The organism is Bradyrhizobium sp. PUT101, assembly GCF_052043945.1.
In the GTDB taxonomy this organism is placed as follows: Bacteria; Pseudomonadota; Alphaproteobacteria; order Rhizobiales; family Xanthobacteraceae; genus Bradyrhizobium.
Window position 1 is genome coordinate 6,086,946 of record NZ_CP197207.1, and the last position, 18,835, is coordinate 6,105,780.

The following is an 18,835-nucleotide window of genomic DNA, read 5'->3' on the forward strand; positions in this document are numbered from 1 at the left end:
ACAATATCGGCGCAGCGCGAGTCCTCAAACCGTCGGAGCCACCTGCATGGGGCAAGGCCCCGTCTTCAAGCTTAGGTAAGCTTAGGTGCGCTCCGGTTCAGTCTCTGTGATCCCTGTCACTTAGATCGGCTTCGTCCGTCCCAGCCAATTTCATTAGCAGTTTGAAGCGCTTGTCGTCGGCAATCGGTGCCCCCGCAAGGCTTGCAAAAAGCCACACTCCGCGCAGCTTTACACCAAAGCTTGGGCCAAAGCCAACCCGGCGGACCGATGAGGGGTATGCAGGTGCAACTGGCGGGCCGGATTGGTTAACCTTGGCCCGGGAGGATGAGTTCCGGCCTCGCTCGGTCCGCGGCAGGCTTTTTTCGCCTGAATGAGAGCTTTTTCGCCCTTGGCGGCCGAAGCTGGGACGGGGATGGCATCGGCCCGCCCGCACAAAACCGCGGTGCTTGGTGGAACAGCCCCGTGCGATCATGAAAGCGATGCGGGCCCGTGCGTCGTCAGGGGACCGAGCGGGATAGTTCCCGGCTTAACTTACTGGACGTCGAGCGGCGCAGTGCCGGTGGCCTGGCCGCTGGCATCGGTGGTGATCTTGTCGACGCGCGCCTCGGCCTGGCGCAGCAACTCCTCGCAGCGCCGCTTCAGGGCCTCGCCGCGTTCATAGATCGTCACGGATTCCTCGAGCGGGACCTTGCCGTCTTCGAGCCGCTTCACGATCGTTTCGAGTTCCTCGATCGCGCGCTCGAAGGTGAGCCTGGAGACGTCGACTTGAGTATTTTCGGCCATATCCGTTTCCGATTGCCCGATTCGCTTGCTCTACAGTGAAGGCGGGTTTTGCGGGCTTAATGTGGCGGGCGCCATCAGGCGCCCATCAGGGCGCCGACATGCGCCGTAACAGATTCTTTCAGTCCTTGCAGGTCATAGCCGCCCTCGAGCACGGAAACAATGCGGCCACCGGCGGTCTTGTCGGCGAGGTCCATCAGCTTGCGCGTCACCCAGGCATAGTCCTCTGCGCGCAAGTTCAGTGAAGCCAGCGGATCGCGGTAATGCGCGTCGAAGCCGGCGGAGATGATCAGAAGCTCGGGGCCGAATGTCGTCAGCTGCGGCAGGATCAAGTTCTCGAACGCGGAGCGGAATTCCGGCCCGCCGTCTTCGGAAGCGAGAGGCGCATTGACGATGGTGTCGTGATCGCCGCGCTCGCTCGTCGCGCCGGTGCCTGGAAACAGCGGCATCTGGTGCGTCGAGCAGTACATCACGGTCGGGTCCGACCAGAAGATGTCCTGCGTGCCGTTGCCGTGATGCACGTCGAAATCGACGATGGCCGCGCGCTTGATGCCGTATTTACGCTGCGCGTGGCGCGCTGCGATCGCGACGTTATCGAAGAAGCAGAAGCCCATCGGCTTGCCGATCTCGGCGTGATGACCGGGCGGCCGGATCGCGACGAAGGCGTTGCGGTGCTCGCCCGCCATCACCGCCTCGGTCGCCGCGACTGCGCCGCCGACACCGCGCATCACCGCTTCCCACGTGCCCGGCGACATCGAGGTGTCGCCGTCGATATAGATCTGCCCGCTGGACGGGACGATGTGGCGCAGCTCGGTGACGTAATGCTCGTTGTGGCATAGCGTGACGAGGTCGAGATCGCCCTCCGGCGCCTCCTCGCGCACCAGGAACTGGAAACGCTCATGCGACAGGGCTTCTTCCACCGCGCGCAGACGATCCGGCCTCTCAGGGTGTCCCGGCGGCGTGACATGGTCGAGGCAGGCCTTGTGGGAAAGGAGAAGCGTGCTCATCAGGTCGGCCTCATCGGATGCGGACTTTTGACGTCGTTGGCGCATCCAGCGCCAAAACGCAATGCAAAACCAATCTAAGCGCTTGGCCGGGAATGGCAAAGTGCCGGCTGTTTGATCCGGATCAATTCACGCGCAGGATGCGGATGGGCGGCAGCGGACCGACCGGCCCGTGCGCCCGGAAGAACGCGAACAGCGCGTCCGCGTCGTAGCCGCCATATTGCGGCGCCGTGCCCTGTTTTGCGATGCTAAAGCCGTCTCCGCCGACGGCGAGGTAATCGTTGAGCGTGACGCGGTAGCCGTTTCCAGGTTCGATCAGCCTGCCATTGAGCGTCATCTTCGCGGGAACGACGCGCTCGCCGAATGGCTTTGATGCATCCCAAGTATAGCTGAACCCGTTCGAGACCTGGAGAATTCGCGGGCGCTTCGGATCGAGCCATTGCTGCTCGAGCATGTCCTTGAGCTGGCTGCCCGTCAGCGTCATCGTGACCAGCCGGTTGCGGAACGGCTGGCTGGCGAAGACATCGCCGAACGTGATCGCGCCGTTCTCCTTCGGAACGATGTCGGTGCGGATACCGCCGGGATTGGTGAGCGCGATGACAGCGCTGCCATCCTTCGCGGACCGGGTTGCGAGCAATTGCGCGTCGGCAATGACATTGCCCAGCGCGCTCTCGCCGGCCTCGTTCGGCACGCGCGACAGCGTCTGCGTCACCGAGCCGGCCGGCCGGTTGGCGATCGGCGCAGATAGCTTGTCGTAGGCGTCGATCAATGCGGTCTGCTCGGGATCCCTGGCCAGCGAAGCATTGGCGACGATCACATTCTCGGCTTTGGCACTGATGATGTCGCGCGTTGCGGGATCGAGCTTGAGGTCGATCGCGGTGACCAGCGTGCCGTATTTGTCGCCGCTGGTGACGAGCCGCCCGTCGATATCGCAGACATAGGCGCGGTGGGTGTGGCCGCTGACCACGACGTCGACGGCACGATCGAATTTGTTGACGATGTCGACGATTGGCCCTGCAATGCCCGGGCATTCATTGTAGTCGCCGGCGGGCTCGCCGCCCTGGTGGATCAACACCACGATCGCTTCGACGCCACGCGCCTTCAGCTGCGGCACGAGCGCGTTCACCGTCTCGGCCTCGTCGCGGAATTCGAGCCCGGCAATGCCCGATGGCGAGACGATGCCGGCGGTCTCCCTCAAGGTCAGGCCGATGAAGGCGACGGGAACGCCGTTGAATTCCCTGATCTCGTAGGGCGGCAGCACGCTCTTGCCGGTCGCGGTCTCGATTGTGGAGGCCGCGAGATAGCGGAATTTGGCGCCCGTGAAGGGATGCGGGCCCTGGCAGCCGTCGACGGGATGACAGCCGCCGTTCTGCATTCGCAGGAGCTCGGTTTTGCCCTCGTCGAATTCGTGATTGCCGACCGAGCTGATCGCAAGGCCCATCATCGAGAGCGACTCGATCGAGGGCTCGTCGTGGAACATCGCCGACAGGAAGGGGCTCGCGCCGATCAGATCGCCGGCGGCGACGAAGATGGTGTTCTTGCGCCCCTCCCGCAACTGCTTCACCAGCGTCGCCAAGTACTCGGCTCCACCGGCCGCCACCATCACCTTCTTGCTCTTGTCTTCAGGGTCATTGATGCGGATGCCGCCCGGTGGCGGCCGCAGATTGCCGTGGAAATCGTTGATCGCGAGCACGCGCAGTTCGACTGGAGCGGCGGTCTGGGCCGAGGCAGGGAGGGCACAGGTCAGCGCGAGTGCGGCAAGGATGGATCGGTATCGCATGGAACCAAGACTAGTCGCTCCCCGCGAAAATTTCACGAAAGTTCTCGCCGTCATTCCGCGGCGCCGGAGGCCATTCGTCCAAAGACTCTACGGCCTGATGAATTCACGGCTCGCGACTTCGTCGCGCCCGGAATGTCAGCGAATGGCTTGGCGCCGGCCAGCGCCTCACCGCCTCTTTCTCGCTCGACCATTTCGGCGCCGACTTCCCATAAGTGTGATGCATGGCACCCGATGCCGTCACGCGTCGCAACAATTAGCTACAATGTTTCATTTGAATTACCTTTGGTTGTGGTGCATGATCTCGCGCCGTTCCATGGCCGACCGCCCGATTGATGATTGCCGCAACCGCTATCGACGAATCCTCGCTGCATTATCGTGGCTGGCGTGTCGTGCTGGCCTGCTTCCTGATGGCCTTCTTCATGTTTGGCTTCGGTCTCTACGGCCAGAGCGTTTATCTCGCCGAGCTTCAGCGCGCCCACGGCTGGCCCGGCACGCTGGTCTCCGCGGCCAGTACCTTCTCGTTTCTCCTGACTTCCGTCCTCGTCATCTTCACCGATGATCTGCTTGCCCGTATCGGGCTGCGCTCGCTGATCCTGTGCGGGTTGACGGCGCTCGGCGCTTCGACCGTGCTGCTGGCGTTGATGCAGACGCCTTGGCAGCTTTATCTCGCCTATGCACTGATGTCGGTCGGCTGGACCGGCATGGGGACCGTGGTGATCGCGACCGTGCTGAATTCCTGGTTCGAGCGACGCCGCGGGCTCGCGCTCAGCCTTGCCTTCAACGGCGCGACCTGCGGCGGCATCATCCTCGTCCCGCTGCTGCTGTTGCTGACCGGCAGCATTGGCTTCCGTTCCGCCATGCTGGCGGCCACGCTCGCGATGATGGTGCTGGTGCTTCCGGTGGTCGTGACCTTCATCGGCTGGCCCGCCGGGATGTCACCGGCATCGGGCGGACGTCCGGCCGCTGGCGGTGCGGTCGCGCCAAGCCAGTCCCGCAAGGCGCTGCTCGCCAATGCGGCGTTCTGGACCATGGTGCTTCCGATCGCGATGGCGCTGCTGGCGCAGATGGGCTTCATCATCCACCAGGTGACGTTTCTCGAGCCGCTGGTCGGCCGCTCCGCGGCAGGGCTCGCGGTCACCATCATGGCGGCGATGGCTGTGGTCGGGCGCCTGTCGCTTGGCCTGTTCGTCGACCGGCTCGATCCGCGGCTCGCCTGCGCGGCGTCGATGACGAGCCAGGCGGCGGCGCTGTTCGTGCTTCTCCAAAGCACGAACCCGACGGTGCTGCTGGCATGCTGCGCCGTCTACGGCTTCTCGATCGGCAACATGATCACGTTTCCGCCCTTGATCATCCAGCGCGAGATTGGCCCTACCGCCTTCGCCGCCGCGATGGGGTTGGGCACATCGATCAGCGGCGTCGTCAGCGCCTTCGGCCCCGGCATCGTCGGGGTCGTGCGGAGCTTTACGGGCAATTACAGCACGGCGTTCGCGCTGTGCGTCGTGCTCGATCTCGTCGCGGCGGGCATCGTGCTGTGGCGGCCGGGGAAGAGCGTAGCCCGAATCTCCGCAAGCTAGGGAGAAAGCCCGCGCAAGATATTCGATATCTTGGCGAGCAGATCCGACTTATCCCAGCAGCACCGCATCCGCCGCCGCGACCGACTCTGCGCTTTCCGTGACCGTGCGTTCGAGTGCGGGCGCCTGCACCGTGATGTTCTCGGCAAAGAAGCGCGCTAGCGCGACGTAGCGCGCAGCGCCTGCATTGCCTTCGGTCTTGGCGGCGAGCGCCTCGGAGGCGAGCAGGCAGCCGCCGAGCGTGGCGCCGAACTGCTGCAGATAGGGCGTAGCGCCCGCAAGCGCCTCGTTCGGTGCGGAGGCAACGCGCTCCAGGAGCCATTTGCTGGTGCGCGTGAGCGACTCAATCGCCTCGCGCAGCTTTGCACCCGTGGTGCCGAAGCCGGGATCGTTGGAGGCCTCGACCTGGCTGACGGTTGCTGCGAGCTCGTTGAGCAGCGACCACACCGACGCGCCGCCATTGGCCGCGAGCTTGCGCGTGACGAGATCGATCGCCTGGATGCCGTTGGTGCCCTCGTAGATCGCGGTGATGCGGGCATCGCGGTAGTGCTGAGCCGCGCCGGTCTCCTCGATGAAGCCCATGCCGCCATGCACCTGCACGCCGAGATAGGCGACCTCGTTGCCGATATCGGTGGAATAGGCCTTGGCCATCGGCGTGAGCAGCGCCGCGCGTGCGGCCGCTTCAGTGCGCACCTTCGCGTCCTTGGCGCGCGTCGAGACGTCGATCGCGACGGCGGTCGCATAGCAGATGGTGCGCGCGGCCGCAGTCTGCGCCCGCATCCGCATCAGCATGCGCTTGACGTCGGGATGCACGAAGATCGCATCGGAGCCGTCGCCCTTCTTGCCGACCGCGCGGCCCTGCTTGCGCTCCTGCGCATACGACAAGGCCTGCTGGTAGGCGCGGTCGGCAACGCCGACGCCCTCCAGGCCGACGCCGAGGCGGGCCTGGTTCATCATCGTGAACATGCAGCGCATGCCCTGGTTCTCTTCGCCGATGAGGAAGCCGATCGCGCCGCCATGGTCGCCCATGGTCATGGTGCAGGTCGGGGAGGCGTGCATGCCGAGCTTGTGCTCGACGCCGGAGGCATAGATGTCGTTGCGCTCACCCAGCGAGCCGTCTGCATTGACCATGAACTTGGGAACGAGAAAGAGCGAGATGCCCTTGGTGCCGGCGGGCGCATCCGGCAGACGCGCCAGCACGAAATGCACGATGTTGTCGGTCATGTCGTGCTCGCCATAGGTGATGAAGATCTTCGTCCCCTTGATGCGATAGGTGCCGTCGGCCTGCCGGTCGGCCCGGGTGCGCAGCGCGCCGACGTCGGAGCCGGCCTGCGGCTCGGTCAGCTGCATCGTGCCGGTCCATTCGCCGGAGACGAGCTTTTCGAGATAGATCCTCTTCAGCTCGGCGCTGCCATGGGCGTCCAGCGCCTCGATCGCAGAGGCCGTCAGCAGCGGGCAGAGGCCGAAGGCGACGTTGGCGGCGCTCCAGATCTCGGTGCAGGCGGCGTTGATCGCGATCGGCAGGCCCTGGCCGCCGAAATCTTCCGGGCCGGACACCGCGTTCCAGCCGCCCTCGGTCCAGCGCTTGTAGGCGTCCGGCCAGCCCGGCGCGGTCGTGACCTTGCCGTCGTCGAGCTTGATGCCGTGCTCGTCGCCGACCTTGTTGAGCGGCGCCAGCACGTCGGCTGCGAACTTGCCGGCTTCCTCCAGCACGGCGGCCGCGAGGTCGGCGTCGAAATCGCCATAATGGCCAGCCTCGACGGCGGCCTTGAGGCCCGCGCCATGGTTGAGCGACAGCAGCATGTCAGAAATCGGCGCGCGGTAGGTCATGGCTCACTCCCGGGGGACAGATATTGGCGCCGTATTCTCACGAAACGGGGGCGGTCTCAACTGGGTGCGATTGGGAGCGTCCGAAACGGTGCGTTCGCCGGCGTCCAATGCCGGGCCTGATGGAGCGCGATGCCGCCCCAAGCCGGCACCCGTGGTATTTTGCCTCTGCAGGCGGTTGAAATGCCGCGCCTCTCCCTATAGACCGGCACCACCCGAGGGAATTTGCGGTAGCCCGTGCCTCCGCCGTTCCCCGAGGACCTGATGGGGCGTAGCCAAGCGGTAAGGCAGCGGATTTTGATTCCGCCATTCGGAGGTTCGATCCCTCCCGCCCCAGCCAGATTTGCCCGCTCCGCCTGAATTGCCTCACGAAACCGGCCTGGCTGCGGCGCTGCTGCACAGCGCTGCGACCTACTGCTGTTGCACAGGGTGTGCCTTGCAATGGCTGTCCACATTTTTCGCCGGGATGCCGTGTCCTACTGGCGCCCTCGACCGCCGCGTGCGCTTGCCAAGATGCCGATCTCGACGCCGTGCATCATCTGACGACGCTCCGCTTCCAGGACATTGTCCCGATCAATCAGCATATCCTCGGGCGGATGATCGGCGCAGTAGGCGCCGCCCCGACCGCGATGAACATTGACCTGGCGCAGGGAACGCATTTCCGGGAATCAAGCTTGCACTTGGCCGAGACCGACCGCTATGGCGGCAGCCGCGCCGTTGGAGCATCTCGAACGTGTTCATGAAGTTCATGCTGCAGGACCTGCATGTCGACGACTTGAACACGCTGGACCAGCACTATGTCGGCAACTTCGTCGATTTGATGCGATCGGAGCTCTCCAAAAACGACGGCAAGCTGCGCGCTAACGCTACGCGCGCGCGATCCGAAGGATCGCGGCATCGCCGGCGACACCCTCAATCGTCACCTTGCATCCGGGCGAGATCGACGGTGACGACTTGACTGCGATGGCAGCTTTGAGGAGCCGCCGTTGGCTACGCAGGTCCGCCGGTACGAGCTTCGAGGAGCGGCACCGACGCAAGGTCCAATGAGCGTCAACAATGATCGCCGACCTCGTGCCACCTGAAGGGAGCGATAGTGCAGAGGCACCGCGCCAAGGGCTTATCGCGCCCGAGCGTGCACAGGGCAGTCGCGAGGCCGCGGAACGCCAGATCGCAAGAGGCGGCCAAGCGACCATCCGCGCCGTGCTCGTCGTCCTGCCTTCTGACCTCCAGCAACCAGCGTGCTGGACGTTTGATCAGAGGATCAATAGTTTAGTATTGCATTTGGATCGAAAGTATTCTCCCAAAAGAAGGTCTCCATTGTGACTGCGATTGCTGTTGTCGGCATTGGCTGCAGACTACCGGGAGATATCGATTCGCCGGAAGCCTTGTGGGGCGCGCTGCTGGCAGGCATCGACTTCGTTACGGATATCCCGCAGCAGCGCTGGAATGCCGACGACTCCTACGTGCCCGTGGCGGGCGCGCCGGGCAGCTCGGTCTCACGCTGGGGCGCGTTCCTTAACGACCCATCGGGCTTCGACCACCGCTTTTTCGGCATCGGCGAACCCGAGGCCCGCGCCATGGACCCGCAGCACCGGCTGTTGCTCGAGGTCACTTGGGAAGCCGCCGAGCATTCCGGTCGCGATCCGCGATGCCTGTTCGGGTCCGACGCCGGCGTGTTCTTCGGCCTTTCGCATCAGGACTACATGCAGGTCACGCGTGACGCGGGCGCGATGAGCCAGGCCTACACTTTCACGGGAACGCCCTTCAGCATGGCGTCAGGGCGGGTTGCTCATGCGATGGGCCTCACGGGTCCAGCTATCACCATGGACACGGCCTGCTCGTCCAGCCTCGTCGCCGTGCATGCGGCTCGGCGAAGCCTGCTTGCGCGCGAGTGCAACATTGCATTCGCCGGCGGGGCAATGTTGATGTTCTCGCCCACGACATTCGCCTCGGCGTCGGGGCTCGGCATGCTGTCGCCTACGGGGCGGTGTCATGCGTTTGACGAGCGTGCCGATGGCTTCGTGCGGGCCGAAGGCTGCGGCGTAGTGATGCTCAAGCTGCTGAGCGACGCCCTGCGCGACGACGACCGAGTGCTCGCCGTTATCCGCGGTAGCGCCGTCAACCAGGACGGACGCACGCACAACATACTGGCACCTTCCCGCGCGGCGCAGATCGGGGTGATCGATCGTGCCCTTTCCGAAGCGCAGGTTGACCCCTCGTCCGTCGGCATGATCGAGGCGCACGGCACCGGTACGCCGGTGGGCGACACTGAGGAGTTCCACAGCCTCTCGACGCAGTATGGACGACGGTCGCCCTGCGCCCTCGGCTCGCTCAAAAGCAATTTAGGCCACGCGGAATCGGCGGCGGGCGTCCTTGGTCTGATCAAGGCGACGCTCGCACTCGCGCACGGCGTGGTACCGCGATCACTCCACTTCCATCGGCTGCCTGCGCATCTCCAGACAATCGAGACGCGACTCTTCGTCCCGACCGATACCTTGCCCTGGCCCTCGACCGGCGCGGACGGACTCCGCCGTGCAGCCGTATCGTCCTACGGCATGTCCGGCACGAACGCGCATGTCGTGCTCGAACAGGCTCCTCAGGCGCCTGCCCCACGTCTTCCGCGGGCGAGCACCGGAACACACGAACCGCCGTGGCTGTTTCCAGTTTCTTCCACCTCGCCAGAGGCGCTTCGCGCCTCGGCCGGGCGCCTTGCGTCCTGGCTGGACGCGACCGCCGGCAGTCATCGCCCGAGCGACGTAGCGCGGACCCTCGCCTGTAGACGCGGGCACCGGCCAGTCCGGCACGCGCTCATTGCGAAAACGCTCCAGGATTTGACTGCGCAATTGCGGGGGCTCGCAGCCGATGCGTCGATCGATGCAGATTGGGCCGACGACAATGGCCGCGGGCCCGTCTTCGTATTCTCTGGCCACGGTTCGCAGTGGGAGTCGATGGGAGCGGCGCTGCTCGACATCGACGCGGTCTTCGCCGAGGTGGTTGCCGCCATAGAGCCTCTGATTCAGACCCTCAGCGGCTTCTCGGTGACCGATACCCTGCGTCAGCCCGAACAGCTCAACGGCATCGAACGTGTCCAGCCCGCCATTTTCACCGTACAGGTCGCGTTGGCGGCGTCCCTGAAGGCCCAGGGTGTGGTGCCGTCGGCGGTGATCGGCCATTCGATGGGCGAAGTGTCGGCGGCGGTTGTGGCCGGCGCACTCTCGCTCGAAGATGGCGTACGGGTGATCTGTCATCGCGCCATGCTGTGCCAGACGCTCGCTGGTTCCGGTGCAATGGCAGTTGTCGGGATGGCGCCGGCGGCGCTCCGCGAAGATCTCACGCGCCGACTGATTGACGACGTGGAGATTGCCGTACTGGCGGCCCCGGCATCAACGGTCGTCGGGGGCCCTGTCGAGGCCGTGCAACGCCTCGTCGCGGCCTGGCAGGCTGAAGGTCTGTTCGCCCGCGAGGTCGCGGTCGATGTGGCCTCGCACACTTCCCAAGTCGAGCCGATCCTCGCGCAGCTGTCGGAGCGACTCGGAGGAGTGACTGCGCACACGCCGCACACGCCGATCTACTCCACCGTCCTGCTTGATCCGCGTGAATCTCCCGTTTGCGATGGCGCTTACTGGGTCGATAACCTTCGACACTCGGTTCGCTTCCGTCCCGCCGTGCAGGCGGCGCTCGAAGACGGGCACCGCGTATTTGTCGAGCTTTCGCCGCATCCGATCGTGACCCCCGCGGTGTTGCAGAATGCTGCAGCGATGGACTTTGGCGTCCGCGCGCTTCCGTCGATGACGCGCGGCGAGCCCATGCACAGCGGGCTTCTGGACTTGGTTGGCGCCATCTATGTCGCCGGCGCGGCGATCGATTTCAGTGTCCTGTATCCGGATGGCCCGCTGCTTGACCTCCCTTTGCCGGCCTGGACGCACTATCCCCTGTTCCTTGCGCCGGCTACGCCAGCCGCAGGTGCGCATCACGTTCTGTCGACGCACCCGCTCTTGAATGTCCACCGCGCACTGCACGAGGAGCCGGAACGCCACGTCTGGGCGTCGGAGGTTGGCCTCGACGCCCACCCGTGGCTTGCGGACCACCGGGTGAACGGAATGCCGCTTTTCCCGGGCGCCGGCTTCTGCGAAATGGCGCTTGCTGCCGCGCGCACGGCCCTTGGTACATCGCTCGTCGAAGTGCAGGCGATGACGTTCGACCATGCGCTCCGGTTGGAACCGACGATGCCGATCGTCTGCACCGCAGTGCTGGACCGACCGGGTGAGCTGAACTTCAGGCTCGAGAGCCAGGCAGAAAGCGAGGCGCAGGTCCATGCAAGCGCTCGGCTCTCTGCGGCTGCCTCTGCGAAGCCGCCTGCCGCGTACGACATAACCGCGCTACGCGCCGCTCACGCTACGCCTGTTGCCGCGGATGAGGTGTGGCGGTGGTTCGACTCGCAAGGCATCCAGTTCGGACAATCATTTCGCGCACTGGCCCCTACCTTGGCCTTGTCTAGTGACGGCGCCTCGCTCTTTGCAGATTTTCGGCTCCCGGCGTCGCTCCGAACGGGCGCGCGTGGCTATACAGTGCATCCCGTGCTGCTTGACGCGTGCTTCCAATCCGTTGGCGCTTTCGCCCAGGTCGTTTCGGGGACAAATGGGCGCCTGCTGCTGCCACTCTCGGTGAGAAGCCTCCGTCTTCACCGCGCAGACGCTGACGCCGCGCATTGCATTACCCGCTTTGTCGCGATGGACGCACTGCACGTTGAGGTGGACATTGATCTGCTCGACGCATCCGGCCGCGTGCTGCTCAGTGTCGATGGGTTGACGATGGGTAGCGGTGCGGCCGGACAGCATGCCGATGCCGTCGCGTGCAACGCGCGCCTGCTCGACGTAGCCTGGGAGGCATGGGACATCCCGCGTGCCACGGTCAAGCCGGGCGACGGCGCCTGGTTGCTGCTCGACGCCGATGATGCGGGGCACCGGCTGATGATGGAGTTGGAGGGAAGCCTGCGCGAGCAAGGGTTCAAGACGCGCATCCTCAGCAGCGCCGGGGCCGGAGAGGGGGGCGTATGGCGTGAACAGATCGAAGACGTTCTGCATCAGCAACGTCCCGGGGCTGTGGTGGTGGTATTGCCGCGCAGCAACGAGCCAGCGACCCCGGACGCAACTCGGGCGAACATAAATAGCCTGCTGCACGTGACCAACGCGCTGGCGGACTGCGAGCGGCGGCCCCGCCTCTTCGTCGTCACCTGCATGGCCCAATGCGTACTGCCGGACGACACCGTTCAGCTCGCGCACGCCGGTGTGCGCGGGTGGCTGCGCGCCATCGGCGCCGAGTTTCCCGCACTCCACCCCACCCAGATCGACGTGAACCCAAAGGCGGACGTGCCGTTGCTTCAGCGTCAGCTGCTGAGCGGCTCGGACGAAGACGAAACGGCGCTGCGCGGAGCGAACGCGTATGTCGCACGACTGCAGCGAAGCCCCCTTGGTCACGCAGATCGCCGTACGGTGGACCGCGACGTGGCGCGCGATGGTCTTCGCGTAGCAATCCGCGTGCCCGGTGACCTGCAGAGCCTGGAGATGGCGGCGTTCGAGCGGCGCGCGCCGGAGGCGGGCGAGGTGGAGGTGGCCGTCCATGCCACGAGTATCAATTTCGCCGACGTGCTCGTTGCCCTTGGCCGTTATCCCTCATTTGATGGCCGTGCGCAGGAGCTTGGCCTGGACTTTGCCGGCATTGTCACCGCGGTCGGGCCGGGCCTCTCGCCGTTTCGCGTCGGCGACCGCGTGGCCGGGCTCTGCTGTGGGGGCGCTTGGGGCACGTATCTCACTTGCGATGCACGCCTGCTTGTCGCGATACCCCGCACGCTCGCGGATACCGAAGCGGCCGCCATTCTCACGACGACTGCCACGGCGTGGTACAGCCTCGCGGATCTGGCGCGGATCGGCCCCGGCGACAAGGTGCTCATCCACTCGGCGACCGGCGGCGTCGGGCAGGCGGCTGTGGCCATTGCGCGCGCGGCCGGTGCAGAGATATTTGCAACAGCGGGCTCCGAGGCGCGGCGAGAGCTGCTGCGCGCCGACGGAATCAGCCACGTGTACGACTCTCGGAGCGTGGCATTCGCCGAGCAGATCCGGCGGGACACGGCGGGTTACGGCGTGGACATCATCCTCAACTCGCTCACGGGCGCGTCGCAGCGCGCCGGCCTGGGGCTCCTCGCGACGGGCGGGCGGTTCATTGAGATCGGCAAGAAAGACATCTATGGGGGCACGTGGCTGGGGCTGTCTCCGTTCAAGCGTAACCTTTCGTTCTTCGCCGTCGACCTGGCGCAGATGTGTGTTACCGCTCCGACGCGCGTGCAGGCGCTGCTGTCGCGCGTCATGCGCCTTGCCGATGAGGAGCGGCTGACCCTGCCAGACATCGCCAGCTATCCCCTCGACGACGCGGCTTGCGCCATCCGCGTTGTCAGCGGCGCCGGTCACACCGGCAAGCTCGTGCTCACCGTTCCGAGGACCGGCCAATACCGCGTGCCGGAGGCGCCGGAGCGCTTCACGCCGTTCAGGCGCGATGGCGCGTACATCGTCACCGGCGGCCTCGGCGGCCTCGGCCTGTTCCTCGCCGATGCGATGTCCGCCGCGGGGGCCGGCCGTGTGATCCTCAACGCGCGCTCCAAGCCCACCGACGCGGCCACGAGCATGCTGGTCGCGATGAGAGCGCGGGGCACAGAGGTCGAAGTGATAAGCGCGGATATCGCGGAGCCATCGACCGCGCGGCGCCTTGTCGAAGCGGCCACGGCGACGGGCCTTCCGTTGCGCGGTGTCCTGCACGGCGCAGCCGTCGTCGAGGACGGCATCCTCCCCTCGGTCACCGAGGAGAGGCTACATCGGAACTGGGCACCCAAGGCGGAAGGCGCCTGGCATTTGCATAGGGCGACGCTGAAGCAGCAACTCGACTGGTTCTGCTGTTTCTCTTCGGTCGCGGCGCTCTTTGGTTCGCCTGGGCAGTCCGCGTACGCCGCCGCCAACAGCTGGCTCGACACGTTCACGCAGTGGCGGCGCGCGCAGGGGCTGCCGTCCTCGGCAATCGCCTGGGCCGCGTGGGCGGACATCGGCGCCGGCGCGCATCTCTCGGCACGCGGCGATGCACGAATGATCGAGCCACGCGAGGGTGTCTACGCATTCGAGACGCTGCTGCGGCACGACCGCGGTTTTGCCGCATACGCCCATCTCGACGGCGCACCGTGGCTGACGGCGCTGTCCGCGCGGAGTCCGTTCGGAGCGGCCATGGCGCAGGCTCCGGAGGCCGCGGGCGACCCGGCGCGCCGCCTGCGGGTGGAGTTCAGACGCACGCCGCCCGACGAGCGGCCGGCCCTGTTGCGGCGTCTGATCATCGAGCATCTCGGTGTCATTTTGCGCCGCACAGTCAATCCAGACCGCTCATTTTTCGATTACGGCCTCGACTCACTCGGGACGCTCCAACTGCTGATCGCGCTCGAAGCCGAGACCGGCATCCGGCTCCGCGCCGTGGACGTGACGACTGTGCGTGCACTGGCCGACACACTGAGTGGGGCGATGCAGGAATTGCAGCCAGCCGGAGCAGATGCCCTTGACTGATCTGCGTCCGCTGCACGACTGGTCAGGGCCTCCCGCGACGCTGACTCTCTGGCGTCCATCCCCAGCGTCGATAGAAAGCGCGAAACGCGCACCGGTGTCGCCCGCGTTACCGAGCTACGAACAGGAACAGCACCTGCGCGCCTTCCGCGCGTGTGAGCAACGGCACGAGGCGATGGCGCGGCTGCTTGTCGTCGTGTGGGACGAACCCGGGCGGTGTGACCTCAGGGCCATGACTCATGTGGTGAACGCGCATTTACGCAGGCACGACACTTATCACAGCTGGTTCGAGGAGCGCGGCGAAGCAATCGTACGGCACGTACTTGCCGACCCTGCGGCCATCCAGATGGAGTCTTCGACGCTCGGCGAGGTGAGCGCGGAGGATTGGCAAGAACATGTCATGGCAACACCTACACCGTTCGCATGGGATTGCTTTCGGTTTGGCGTTCTCCAGCGCGCGACTGGGTTCACTTGCTTCGCAAGCATTGACCACTTGCACGCCGACGCGACCGTCATCGCGTTCCTGATGGCAGAGATCCGCTCAGCGTACCGCGCTGTGCTCGACGGCGAGACGCCGCTTCGACTCGGATGGCCGGGGAGCTATCTGGATTACTGCACCAGTCAGCGCCAGCGGGCAGCCGTGACAACGTTGGCGGATCCTGAGGTGAAGCAGTGGATCGGGTTCCTGCACCGCAACAACGGGAGGATACCCTCTTTCGCGCTGCCGCTCGGTGTGCTGGAGGATCGATATCACGCCGAGTATGTGCACGCGGATATCCTCGATGATGCCGTCATGGCCGCGTTCGAGTCCGCGTGCCATGCTTCCGGCGCGCGGGTCATCGGCGGCCTGCTGGCCTGCGCGGCCCTGACCGAACGGGAATTGGCCGGTCGCTCGCGCTACAGTGTCGTCACCCCCACGACGACGCGAGGATCGCCACAGGCTTTCAGGACGAGCGGCTGGTGCGTGGGAGTGGTGCCGATCGACTTCGACGTCCAAGAACGAACCTTTCCCGAGCTCGCCTTCACCGCCCAACGTAACTTTGACGAACGGCTATGCCTTGCCAACGTGCCAATCGAGCTCGTACTTGAACTGGCCGCCGGGCTGCCGACCATTCGATCCGTCGCCACGGGTGGCGTCATGCTATCCTATATGGACGTGAACGTTCCTCCGCTCAGTGCGCAGATCGCGCGCGAATGGCATCAGGGGAATGGGCGGGTCTATATCAACCAGGGCGTCGCTGCGCAGGTTGCGCTCTGGTTGTTCCGTACGCAACGCGGGCTCTCGGTTACGGCGGCTTATCCGGCAAACGGGACAGCCCGCGCCTCGATGCACCGCTATGTCAACGCGCTTGCGGGCGCATGCCGCCGCGCCGCCGACGCTTTGATGCCGATCTACTCCGATGTCGGTCGTTGACGATGACGCATGCGATGTCTCACCCGGAGAACGCGTCGAGCATGTCGCCGCCCTTCGTGTCCTTCGCCGATCAAAGCATATACCTTGCGCATACTTCACTTGGGCAGCATGCGGTCATTCAGGTGCTGTGGCGCTATCTGCGGCCTGTAGACCTGGACGCGCTGACACGGTTCCGTGACAATCTCGCGCACGGTCATCTGGCGCGGCTGATCCGGCCGGCGCTGCTTCCGTTCGGACGGCACCAATGGGTCAGCGCGCCACCCCCGACGGCGGCTCTAGCAGTCGCGGAGGCGCCGCTTGCTCCTGAGGCGATGCGGGCGTGGGCCGACGCTCAGGTGGAGCTTCCATTGGATCCTGTGCGCGGACCAGCATGGACCTTGACGGTCCAAACCTTCACCGACGGCTCCACGGTGGTCTCGCTCGTGGTGTCGCATTGCATCGCGGACGGACTGACGACCGCAATCGCCGTGAGGGAAGCCGTGCGTGGAGAGCGGCGGCCCCCAGTCTCTCCCGCATGGTCAGTCTGGTCAGCGCACCGCGCCGCGACGACGCTGAGGGCCGAGCTCCAATGCATTGTGCGGGACGCGCCAGCGACGCTCCGGGCGCTCGCCCAATTGGCCCGTACAGCATACGCCTCGCGCGCCAGGTGCAACACACCCGCCGCATCACCAGTCGCGACAATCGCAGATGACCGGACGGTCGTGTTTCCGTCGGCCTTCATACGCGTGCCCACGTCGGTCTGGGACGCCAGAGCACGGAGCCTCGGCGCAAGCCGTCTCACGCTCCTGACCGCGGTAACCGCGGCGTTTGCCGAGGCGCTCGGCCGCGTCCGTGACGATGATGTGACCTTGTTGATTCCCGTGAATCAGCGGGAGGGTCTGTCGCACACCGGCGGGAACGGCGTCGCGCTTACCACATTGAAGGTGCGTGTCGACGAACCGCGCGGGCGCCTGCATACGTTGCAGCGGCGTCTGCGGGCCACGCTGCTGCGGACGAGACGAGAACCCAATCGACTTGCCACACTGCTGCCCCTGGTACCCTTTGTGCCCAAGCGCGCATTTTCGGCTGCCGGCCATCTGGCGCTTGGTGCGCTCGCTGACCTGCCGGTCACCTGTTCGAGTTTGGGCGACTTGCCGAAGGACGTGCTCCAGATCGAAGGCGGCGCTGCTGATCGAATCTGCTTTCGCGGCATCGACCGCCCGGTCGCGCGTCGCGCGATCGAGGCGCGTCAAGGTGTGGCCACTCTCTTCGCCGGCGCCGTACCCGGTTTTCTGAACCTGAGCTTCGTGACCTATCAGCCTGGCGTGGTGACGGAGCCTCAGCATCTTCGCGCGCTCGTCGAACGGCTCTTGGCTGACTACGAACTCGTTGGCGAGTTTTTCGATGCCTGAGACGAGCACGCCCGGAGCCCCTGCATACGCGCGGCACCGCCTCGCCTGGCTGGACCAACTGGCTTACGAATTGTTCAGGGTCACGGGTCGGAGCCAGTTGATGCAATGCCTCTGGCTCTATGACCGTGACCTGAACCTCGCCGCGCTGGTGCAAACAAAGGAGCGATTCGCCGCGCTGTCCTTCAATCGGCTCATCGAGCCGTCGCCCCTGCCGTGGGGAAGGCCTCGTTGGGTGACGCCAGCCGTGACAGCCATTCCGCTTGAGCAGAGTGCGGACCTGCTGCCACGATCGCGGCTGCTGCACTGGGCTAACCAGCACGCGCGCGCGCCCGTCGACCCTGTCATCGGTCCGGCCGTGCGAATGGCCATCCAGCCGTTCGACGATGGCAGCACAGCCGTGAGCCTGGTTGGGTCGCATCTGCTGCTCGACGGGCTGGGAGCCGTGCGCGCCATCGCGGCGGCCGTAAACGGCACCGGCGTCCCGAGTCCATACGCGGTTAAAGGCGCCCGAGGGCGGCTGTCCGGGTGCGTGTCGGACGCGTGGCAGGTCCTCGCCGACGCTCCACGTACGGTCGCCGCGCTCGCCCGGATCGCGAACGCGAACTGGTACAAGCCCGCCGTCCCAGTGCCGAGGTCGGCCGCTACAGCCGCCGAAGCAGGCCACGAGCCATCAACGATCGTGGAGCTTCCGGCTGTTGCGGCCACTGTTGAATCGCATGCCTGGCTCGCCTGCCAGCAGCGGCTTGGTGGTGGCTCGAATACGCTGCTGCCAGGCTTCGTCGCGTCCCTCGCATCGCGCCTGGGCCGCCGCCGTCTCTCCGATGGCGCTATCAGCCTGCTTGTCCCAATAAACCGGAGGCGTGGGCTGGATGACGAACGGGCGCTGGCGATTGAATTCCACACGATGAATGTCGCGCCTGCAGGCTTGGACACGAACCTGCGCCCCGTGAATGCGTCGCTGGAGGCACTGGTTCGCGGTGCGAGGAAAAATCAGACCGGTCCACTGGCTTCGTTCCTGCCTGCCATCGCCTGGATGCCGCGCTCCGCCGCGAAGACGCTCGTGGACCGGCTGTTCAATTATGCCGGTGAGCTGCCAGCGAGTTGTTCCGACCTTGGTATGCTGCCGGATGGGTTCGCGCGCATTGACGGCGCGCCGTGCCGCCAGGTGCTGACACGAGCTGTGGATGTCAACGTCACGCGCCAGGACCTGGAGCGCTCCCACGGCCATCTCGTGGTCGTAGCCTCCCGCTACGGCCAGACGATTTCCCTCTGCATCGAGGCCTGCCAGCTGGGACCCACACCAACCACGCCTGACAATCTTCGCCTGTTGGTCTCGCGAACACTCGCCGACTTCGGACTGGACGCGATCATTGACGCCTGATCTCAACGGAACGGGCGACGCTCGCCGTCGTCCCCACATTCGTCTGCGGGTCGCGAGCGGCGATGGACGGCGGTCGCATCGCGTAGCAAAGATCC

Annotated in this window: 11 protein-coding genes and 1 tRNA gene; 7 read left to right on the forward strand and 5 right to left on the reverse strand. The window is 65.5% G+C overall.

Annotation, left to right across the window (positions count from 1 at the left end):
- Positions 1-531 precede the first annotated feature (531 nt).
- From ACSHT2_RS29250 to ACSHT2_RS29260, 3 genes are all read right to left on the reverse strand, one after another.
- Complete coding sequence (locus ACSHT2_RS29250) at positions 532-783, reverse strand: exodeoxyribonuclease VII small subunit (RefSeq protein WP_008132970.1); 252 nt, start codon at positions 781-783, stop codon at positions 532-534.
- Between the two features lie 74 nt (positions 784-857).
- Positions 858-1,787 carry a histone deacetylase family protein gene (locus ACSHT2_RS29255; RefSeq protein ID WP_440638235.1) on the reverse strand — a complete coding sequence of 310 codons (930 nt, stop codon included), beginning with the start codon at positions 1,785-1,787 and terminating at the stop codon, positions 858-860.
- 121 nt (positions 1,788-1,908) lie between these two features.
- Positions 1,909-3,564 (reverse strand): bifunctional metallophosphatase/5'-nucleotidase, encoded by a 1,656-nt coding sequence (locus ACSHT2_RS29260; protein WP_440642955.1) that lies wholly within the window; start codon positions 3,562-3,564, stop codon positions 1,909-1,911.
- A gap of 332 nt (positions 3,565-3,896) precedes the next feature.
- Here ACSHT2_RS29260 and ACSHT2_RS29265 point away from each other — a divergent pair, with 332 nt between their 5' ends.
- The gene (locus ACSHT2_RS29265; RefSeq protein ID WP_440638237.1) at positions 3,897-5,138 is read left to right on the forward strand and encodes an MFS transporter; all 1,242 of its coding nucleotides are present in this window, start codon (positions 3,897-3,899) and stop codon (positions 5,136-5,138) included.
- A 48-nt stretch (positions 5,139-5,186) separates the two neighbouring features.
- Here the strand turns inward: ACSHT2_RS29265 and ACSHT2_RS29270 are convergent, their stop codons facing one another.
- On the reverse strand, positions 5,187-6,965 hold the full coding sequence (locus tag ACSHT2_RS29270; RefSeq protein ID WP_440638238.1) for an acyl-CoA dehydrogenase: 1,779 nt from the start codon (positions 6,963-6,965) through the stop codon (positions 5,187-5,189).
- A 262-nt stretch (positions 6,966-7,227) separates the two neighbouring features.
- Here ACSHT2_RS29270 and ACSHT2_RS29275 point away from each other — a divergent pair.
- A tRNA-Gln gene (locus ACSHT2_RS29275) sits at positions 7,228-7,302 on the forward strand.
- Positions 7,303-7,438: 136 nt separating this feature from the next.
- Here ACSHT2_RS29275 and ACSHT2_RS29280 read toward each other — a convergent pair.
- Complete coding sequence (locus ACSHT2_RS29280; RefSeq protein ID WP_440638239.1) at positions 7,439-7,621, reverse strand: hypothetical protein; 183 nt, start codon at positions 7,619-7,621, stop codon at positions 7,439-7,441.
- A gap of 80 nt (positions 7,622-7,701) precedes the next feature.
- On the opposite strand from ACSHT2_RS29280, the gene ACSHT2_RS29285 reads away from it, so the two are divergent.
- The 5 genes from ACSHT2_RS29285 (at position 7,702) to ACSHT2_RS29305 (ending at position 18,740) form a co-directional block, all read left to right on the forward strand.
- Positions 7,702-7,920, forward strand: coding sequence for a hypothetical protein (locus ACSHT2_RS29285; RefSeq protein ID WP_440638241.1), 219 nt, complete (start codon positions 7,702-7,704; stop codon positions 7,918-7,920).
- 361 nt (positions 7,921-8,281) lie between these two features.
- The gene (gene pks2, locus ACSHT2_RS29290; RefSeq protein ID WP_440638242.1) at positions 8,282-14,557 is read left to right on the forward strand and encodes a sulfolipid-1 biosynthesis phthioceranic/hydroxyphthioceranic acid synthase; all 6,276 of its coding nucleotides are present in this window, start codon (positions 8,282-8,284) and stop codon (positions 14,555-14,557) included.
- Positions 14,550-15,968 carry a condensation domain-containing protein gene (locus ACSHT2_RS29295; protein ID WP_440638244.1) on the forward strand — a complete coding sequence of 473 codons (1,419 nt, stop codon included), beginning with the start codon at positions 14,550-14,552 and terminating at the stop codon, positions 15,966-15,968. The genes pks2 and ACSHT2_RS29295 overlap by 8 nt, the downstream gene beginning before the upstream one ends.
- Positions 15,965-17,359, forward strand: coding sequence for a hypothetical protein (locus tag ACSHT2_RS29300; RefSeq protein WP_440638246.1), 1,395 nt, complete (start codon positions 15,965-15,967; stop codon positions 17,357-17,359). Before ACSHT2_RS29295 ends, ACSHT2_RS29300 begins: the two co-directional genes overlap by 4 nt.
- On the forward strand, positions 17,352-18,740 hold the full coding sequence (locus tag ACSHT2_RS29305; protein WP_440638248.1) for a hypothetical protein: 1,389 nt from the start codon (positions 17,352-17,354) through the stop codon (positions 18,738-18,740). The genes ACSHT2_RS29300 and ACSHT2_RS29305 overlap by 8 nt, the downstream gene beginning before the upstream one ends.
- The last annotated feature ends 95 nt before the right edge of the window (positions 18,741-18,835 follow it).